Origin of the sequence: Novosphingobium rhizovicinum (assembly GCF_040813635.1) — a bacterium.
Classification (GTDB): domain Bacteria; phylum Pseudomonadota; class Alphaproteobacteria; order Sphingomonadales; family Sphingomonadaceae; genus Novosphingobium; species Novosphingobium rhizovicinum.
In genome coordinates this window covers 1-7,172 of sequence record NZ_JBFNXR010000045.1, presented here as the reverse complement: position 1 = coordinate 7,172, position 7,172 = coordinate 1, and the positions used below count along the sequence as shown (strand labels likewise).

7 protein-coding genes and 1 pseudogene are annotated in these 7,172 nt (G+C 63.7%); 4 read left to right on the top strand and 4 right to left on the bottom strand.

Annotated features, from left to right (window positions below; all coding sequences use genetic code 11):
• From ABUH87_RS11390 to ABUH87_RS11380, 3 genes and pseudogenes are all read right to left on the bottom strand, one after another.
• The coding region (locus ABUH87_RS11390; RefSeq protein WP_367773640.1) for an aromatic ring-hydroxylating oxygenase subunit alpha at positions 1-554 on the bottom strand (554 nt) is incomplete at its 3' end.
• A 140-nt stretch (positions 555-694) separates the two neighbouring features.
• A complete protein-coding gene (locus tag ABUH87_RS18430; RefSeq protein ID WP_419956692.1) occupies positions 695-1,057 on the bottom strand; it encodes a phage integrase central domain-containing protein in 363 nt (120 codons plus the stop codon).
• A gap of 115 nt (positions 1,058-1,172) precedes the next feature.
• Positions 1,173-1,286, bottom strand: a pseudogene (locus tag ABUH87_RS11380) (integrase arm-type DNA-binding domain-containing protein); the annotation flags it as partial.
• A 920-nt stretch (positions 1,287-2,206) separates the two neighbouring features.
• Between ABUH87_RS11380 and ABUH87_RS11375 the strand changes: the two are divergent.
• The 3 genes from ABUH87_RS11375 to ABUH87_RS11365 all read left to right on the top strand — a co-directional run bounded on the left by ABUH87_RS11375 (position 2,207) and on the right by ABUH87_RS11365 (position 4,369).
• Positions 2,207-3,094, top strand: coding sequence for an ArdC family protein (locus ABUH87_RS11375; protein WP_367773633.1), 888 nt, complete (start codon positions 2,207-2,209; stop codon positions 3,092-3,094).
• Entirely contained in the window at positions 3,091-3,375 is a 285-nt protein-coding gene (locus tag ABUH87_RS11370) for an RNA polymerase sigma factor (protein ID WP_367773631.1), read from the top strand. The genes ABUH87_RS11375 and ABUH87_RS11370 overlap by 4 nt, the downstream gene beginning before the upstream one ends.
• An 82-nt stretch (positions 3,376-3,457) precedes the next feature.
• The gene (locus ABUH87_RS11365) at positions 3,458-4,369 is read left to right on the top strand and encodes a HEPN domain-containing protein (protein ID WP_367773629.1); all 912 of its coding nucleotides are present in this window, start codon (positions 3,458-3,460) and stop codon (positions 4,367-4,369) included.
• 7 nt (positions 4,370-4,376) lie between these two features.
• Here the strand turns inward: ABUH87_RS11365 and ABUH87_RS11360 are convergent, their stop codons facing one another.
• Positions 4,377-4,745: a hypothetical protein gene (locus ABUH87_RS11360; RefSeq protein WP_367773626.1), complete on the bottom strand. Its 369-nt coding sequence runs from the start codon at positions 4,743-4,745 to the stop codon at positions 4,377-4,379.
• A 304-nt stretch (positions 4,746-5,049) separates the two neighbouring features.
• Between ABUH87_RS11360 and ABUH87_RS11355 the strand changes: the two genes are divergently transcribed.
• On the top strand, positions 5,050-7,172 hold a 2,123-nt coding region (locus tag ABUH87_RS11355; RefSeq protein WP_367773624.1), incomplete at its 3' end, for a DUF3363 domain-containing protein.

Sequence of the window (7,172 nt, the reverse complement as noted above, 5' to 3'; positions counted from 1 at the left end):
ACCGGGGTCATCTCGTCGAGCTTGTAGGCCGAAAGACGTTCTACGACTTCGGGGCCCAAAAACTCGGCCAAGGGGCGAGCCGCCTGGTCCGGATTGAGGAAGATGAACCCTGCGAATGTGTCCACCGGCACTTCCACCAAGCCGTGTTCAGCCTTGTCGATGTCGCCGACCAGATCGGGCCGAGCTACCGCCAACAGCTTACCGTCAAGACCATAAGTCCACAGGTGGTAGGGACAGGTGAACCGACCCGAGTGGCCCCTCGGCTTCTCGCACAGGATGTTTCCCCGGTGGCGGCATGAATTGACGAAGCCGCGAAGTTGACCCTCGCGGCCGCGGACGATCACGAATGATTGGTCGAAGATCTTGTAGACCTTCCAGTCGCCAGTGTTCGGAAGTTCATCCGCACGGCCGACGATCTGCCACACCTTGCTCCAGATCCGTTCGCGCTCTTGTTCCTGGATTTCCGCAGACGTGTAGCGACCCGTCGGGATGCGCCAGTTGAACGCCTCCAGGTCGATGTCCGCGAATTCGCTGACGGTAGTTTGCTGGTGCATCGCAGATGTCCTCCCGAGTCGTGTGCTTAGCTTATCTGATCTACCGAATGGACAAAATGGATAATAATAGCGTCTATTCTCTTTAAGTGACGCTCGGCTCTGCTTCCGGCATTTTGATGCGACATAGCCTGGGCTAACGGCTAAAGCTCGCTACGAGCGCGTAACGCGTACCCTGTTGGCGAGCGGGGTGCAGAATGGTGATTGCCACCCATCAGAGGGGCGCCCTGCGCCGAGCTTGCCTGGGCTCGACGATTGCGGTCCGGTGCCGGGTCTTGGCGTGATGAGCGCGGTGCAAATCTGACCATACGTTCCGCTGTGCCCGGCCGGTGGGCGTACCGCAGTACGCTCCCGCAGGCGTTGCGCAGTCTGCGCGCCGGCGGGTGGCGAATCCTGACGTCGACCGTCCTCAGAACCGTGAGCAGTTCGGGCGCCGAAACGTCGGAGACAGGACGATTGCCGATGAGGGGGTAGGCGAAGTCCAGAAGCCGACGCTGCTTCTGCATGGTTTTGGGCGCTCGACCTTTCGCCTCTATCTTCTCCAGCCACTCCTGGGCGGCGGCCTTTAGGGTAACGGCTGAGATGCTTGCTCACTCCTCGGGTCAGTTCCTTGTAGCTTGAGGGATTGATACCTTTGTCGAGCAGGCAACGCGCGCTCGCACGTTTTTCGCGAGCCTCTTTCAACGAAAGCTGCGGATGGGCGCTCAGGGCCAATCGTCTTCCGCTTGCCCTCATGACAGTAGTCGTCCGTCAGTACCGCGCATCGCCAGGCTGTACGAGCAGGTTGAGCCTGCGCATGTCGGCGACCTTCGGCTTTGCCTCCGGCTAGATCCTGCGGATGGCGGCACCGTCAGGACATGCGGGTGCCAATGGACCGTGGCGGCCTGCGGCGGACTAAATAGCGTCCGAAGAGGAGGATTTCAGCCGTTTCTGGAGGCAGGGTGAACCATCGCGGAGAAGGCGATGGTGCCGGGGACGGAATCCAACGCTAAGACAATTATCTAGTGATCTGAGATAGCTAGTAGAGGCCATTCGGCTTCATGTACCGTCACAGATACCGTCACGTTCGAACGGTGCCTGTTAGATGCCCGGTTTTTAGCGCTTTTACCCTACAACGAGTCTGGCGGAGGGGCAATGCCGTTCTCATAGGCGCTCACGCCGGGCACTCTCATCCCGCGCCTGCGCCTGCAGCTCTCGCGCATCCTCCCTCACGTGCGGATGGGGTGTACCTGCTCAATAGTCCGAGTGCGAGAGGCGGGGCGTCTCAGGCCATGCGGCCTGACCGCGCTCTACCTCCGCTCACGCTCCGGCCGAGCCGCCTTGCGGCGTCTCGTCGGCAAAGCGGTTGCGATCGCTGACGCGTTCCGTGCCGCCTTCAGCGGCCCGGGAGGCGGGATGCAGGTGTGCATCCCTTTGGCGGACGCCCGCGTGACGCGCGGGCGGCGCTGAGCCTTCGGCTCCAAGGTGGCGGGGGGCGTCGCTGCCCTGTAGCCCCGCCTCGGCGGGGCGCAACCTGAGCTGGCGCTCAGGTCATCCACTCCGTTCCAGCCCTTCGGGTGCGTCCCGCCTTCAGCCGGCGGGGCTGTCGGTCCGCTCCTGCCGCCCCCCGCCACCCTGGCGCCGGTCAATGGCGGTTTAGGAAGGAGTGAAGGAGCATGGCCAAGACCGAACGTGGCAGCCTCTATGGCGAGGTCACTGCCAGGATCATCGCCGAGCTGGAAGAAGGCCGCTTGCCCTGGGTGCAGCCGTGGGATCCGTCCAAGTGCCCGTGCACGATGCCGCACAATGCTGTGTCCGAGCGTAACTACTCAGGCATCAACGTGCTGATCCTGTGGGCGGCTGGTGTGGCGCAAGGCTACGGTTCGCAGCGCTGGCTGACCTACAAGCAGGCGGAGAAGGCTGGCGGTCACGTGCGTCGGGGCGAGCGGGGAACGGTCATCTGTTATGCCGATCGCTTCACGCCCAAGGCTGAGGCCGAGAGGGCCGGCAACGAGGATCGCGAGGCGCGTACGGTTGCGTTCATCAAGCGCTTCACAGTCTTCAACGTCGACCAGTGCGAGGGCTTGCCACACGATCTGGCCGGCAGTTCGGAACCGATCGACCCGGTCCTGGCGGTGGAACAAGCTGACGCCGTCATCCGCAGCTCGGGCGCCGACTTTCGGATCGGAGGCGGCGAGGCGCATTACGCTCCTGCGCAGGACTTTGTGGCGGTGCCACACCAGATTGCCTTTCACGCCGGCATCGACTGGTACCGCACTGCACTGCATGAACTGGGTCACTGGACCGGGCACGCCAGCCGCCTCAATCGCGACCAGACCGGTGCCTCTCGGTCCGCTGCTTACGCGCGCGAAGAGCTTGTGGCCGAGATGGCGAGTGCCTTCACTTGTGCCTCGCTCGGCATCCAGCCGACGGTACGTCATGCTGATTACGTCGGTGCCTGGCTGGAGGTGCTCCGTGCCGATGACAAGGCGATCTTTCGCGCCGCCAGTGCAGCGAGCAAGGCGGCCGATTACCTGCTCAGGAGCGGGGAGGGTGAGGCATGATCCGGCACCTTGCCTTTCTCCACCAGCACGTGCGCGAGCTGTTCCTCAAGAACTGCTCGCCTGACATTTCCGATCCCAACCTGCGGCGGCTGGCGCGTGCCCTGGCCTCGCTTCCAGACCGGCAGTACGAGGTGTTCCGCCTCGCTCGCTTCGAGGGGCTACGGCCACAGGCGATCGCCGCCCACTTTGGTATCTCTGAGGATGCGGCGAGCCGAGAATTGGTGCTCGCATTGCAGATGATCGGCCGCTCGGTGCGGCGGCAAAAGCGCAAAGGATGGTGATCACGGCGCGGCCGATCCCTCGCGGGATCGGCCGCATCATTTTGCGCTTGGCAGCAGGCGTGCGAAGGGCGATTCTGACGCTATGAAGACCAGCCTCGATCATCTGCCGCAGGGCAAGCGCGCCGAGCTAGCGCACGTGGTCGAGGTGATCCGCGAGGGCTTTGCCTTTGCCACCGCCCGGCGCACACAGCCGCACTTGCGCGAGGCCAAGCTGCTCAAGATCATCCTGTTCGGCAGCTATGCGCGCGGAGACTGGGTCGAGGACCCGGTGGGCCGCTACTTCTCTGACTATGACCTGCTGGTGGTCGTCAATCATGACGATCTCACCGACATCGCCGAGTTCTGGGAGAAGACCGAAGGGCGGCTGCTGGTCGAGCTGTCCGAGGCCAGGCAGCTGCGCACGCCGGTCAGCCTGATCTATCACAGCCTGGAGGATGTGAATGAGAAGCTGCGGCTTGGGCGGTACTTCTTCATCGACATCCTGCGCGACGGCATCGTGCTGTTTGAGGAGGCCCACTATCCCTTCGTTGAGCCGCAGCCGCTATCGCCCGAGCAAGCGCTGCAGGAGACGAAGGAGTACTTCCAGGAGTGGTTTGAAAGTGCTGAGACGTTCCTGAAAACTGCGCACCTAGTCACTGAAATGGGGCGGCCGAAAGAGGCCGCATTCCTCCTCCACCAAGCCACTGAGCGCTTCTATCACTGCCTCTTCCTGGTGCGCACGCTGTACTCGCCCAAGACGCACAACCTCAACCGTCTGCGCGATATGGCGGAGGAACTGGAGCCGCGCTTGAAGGCGGTTTGGCCGCGCGAAAACCGCTTCCAGAAGCGATGCTATTCGCTCCTGCGCGACGCCTATGTGAAGGCGCGCTACTCGCGATCGTACGTCATCACTGCCGAGCAGCTCGACTGGATCGCCAGCCGAGTTGCGGTGCTGCAGGACGTGGTCCGGCAAGCCTGCGAGAGCCGGATCGAGACTCTCGCCAAGGCTGCCTGAAGCTTCCTCAAGCGGTCTCTTCCACCACGATATCGAGCGTCAGCTGCAGCACGTTGTCATCGTCTGCAGCGGCGGGTGGTTGCACGGTCTCGGTGCCGCAGGCCAGGGTGATCCAGTCGAAATTCCAGTCCAGTTCCAGCACGTCGCGCGTTCCTTCGCGGGTGATCCGGACCAGCGCTGCGCCTTCGACTGCGAGCATAAAACGGCACGCGGATGCGCTCTCCGGATAGTGCCCATGCACCAGCGTTCCGTCGGAGAACGCGAGCGAAAAGCCGTCGTTGATGGCGCGCTCGGGCACATCGAGAACGGTCTCGATATCGCCCGTCAGTTGAAGGCTCCGGTCTGTGTTCGGCTCGATCCGCACTGCCATGGTCATGCTCTCCTTCGCGACTCACATCCATGAGTAGAATAGAACAAATCAGGAACTTCGGGAATGCGCGACGACAGTGCCGGTGATGAGCGGGAGATACAGATGGCTGCGGTTTTGGGGGAGGGGTGCTGGAAAGGGGCGGGATGCAAGATAAAGGCCGGCACGCTTTGTCGCGTTTGCCGGGCCAAATGCCTGTCTGCACATCGTTTTTTGGCGAGACGTTTTGTCTCGCGAGGACGGCACCAGGGAGACAATCCCGGCACCATGATGGGCAGAGGCCGCAGCAAAGCTGGGTTCCGGTGCGAGACACTTGAGCCGCGCCGGACCCGCGCCTCATATCTCGGTCATGCCGCAGAACGACGATCCTTTCGAGCCTCGCGTGGGCCGCTCGCGCCGCGATAGCGCACTGCCTCCACACGCGCGCGACATGCGCGGGCGCGTGCTCGAACAAGTCGCCAGGCGAGGCGGCAATCCGCGGGGCGGCGGGCCCAAGCTGGCGGGCGCGCAGGCGCCGACTTCCGGCCGCTTCAACGCACGGGGACGCGGGGCCAAAATCGCGGCTGTCCTGCCGCGCGGGAGTGGCTGGTCGGTCGACCGCGGCTCGGGGCTCAAGGTGCGTCCGCGCCGGGTCGCGGTAAAGGCGCGTGTGGTGAAGCTGGCGGGCAAGGCCACGGCAGTCGCGCGGCATGTCACATACCTGGAGCGCGACGGCGTCACGCGTGACGGTGAGCCGACGCGCTTTTACTCCACGTTTGCCGACGAAGCGGATGCCAGAGCATTCGTCGAGCGCGGTCGGGAAGATCGTCACCAGTTCCGCTTCATCGTCTCGCCCGAGGACGGACGTGAGTTTGCCGATCTGAAGAGCTTCACGCGCGACCTCATGGCGAGGATGGAACAGGATCTTGCCACCAACTTCGACTGGGTGGCGGTCGATCACTTCGACACAGGCCACCCGCACACCCATGTTTTGGTGCGAGGGCGAACCGAGGACGGCAAGACACTCAACATTGCCGGCGACTACATCGCTCATGGCATCCGGGCTCGCGCCAGCGAGATCATGACGCGCGACCTGGGCCCGCAGAGCGAGATCGAGGTACGCCAGCAGTTGTCACGGGAACTCGAAGCCGAGCGGCTCACGCGCCTCGATCGCGATCTGCTCAGCCAAGCGAAGGACAACGTCGTCGACCTCTCCCGCGTAGAAGGGACGATGGCTGGTGACGCCGAGTACCAGCAGCTGCTCGTGGGACGTGCTCGCGTGCTTGAGCGTATGGAGCTGGCGAGCAAGCGTGGCTCGCTTTCATGGACGATAGATCCTGCCGCCGAGCAGACCCTGTCCGACATGGGCCGGCGGGGCGACATCGTTCGCACGCTGCACCAGCGTTTCAAGCTCGACCTCGTCGGAGATCTGTTCGATCGGGTCAGGAGCGGGAAGCGCGCTATCGAACAGCCGGCCCAGCGCCTTGTGGTGCATGAGCCGGCCAAGGTCCGCGCACCTGTCCCGGAGCTGCCCTCCGGGCCTGTTATCGGCAAGGTAATGGGCCGCGGGGCTGCCGACGAGGATCACGAACGGCGCTACCTGGTGGTCGACGGTATCGACGGGCGCAGCCACTACCTCGACATCGGCACCACCCAGCAGACACTCCCCAATGGAGCCACGGTGCGGCTCGATCCCAAGCAAGTGGATGTGCGCACCGCTGACCGCACGATCGTCGCGGTCGCAGCCGCCCGCGGGGGCAAGTACGATGTCGACTTTCACCTGAAGCACGATGCCAACGCAACGGAAGACTTCGCGGAAGCGCATGTACGGCGTTTGGAAGCCATTCGCCGCGCGACTGGTAAGCCGGAGCGGCATCCCAATGGCACCTGGATCATTGCACCCGATCACCTGGACACGGTGCTGAAGTACGAGCAGGGCAAGCAGCGTGCCGAGCCTTACCGCATCCAGGTGCTCTCGCCCGTGTCGATCGAGAAGCTGGTTCATGCCCAAGCGGAGACCTGGCTCGATCGCGAGCTGACCGCACCGGAGAAGAGCGAACTGGCGCCGACCGGGTACGGTGGCGAGGTGCGGAAGGCTCTGGACCTTCGCCGGCAGTGGCTGATCGAGCAGGGTCTCGCTAGCGAGCAGGGTGAGGACGTTGTCTACCGGCGCAATCTGCTGCACGTGCTGCGAGAACGCGAGGTGAGGGCGGTTGCAGGCCAACTCTCGGGCGAGCTCGGCCTGCACTTTGTCGAGCCCAAGCCGAACCAGGCGATAGAGGGCACCTTCAAGCGCAGCCTTGATCTCACCTCGGGCAAGTACGCGCTGATCGAGAAAGCCCGAGACTTCACGCTGGTGCCGTGGCGGCCTGAGCTCGAGAAGTACGTCGGGCGAAGCGTCTCGGGGCTGATGCGCGAGAGTGGCTCGATCAGTTGGTCGCTGGGGCGCAGCCGTGG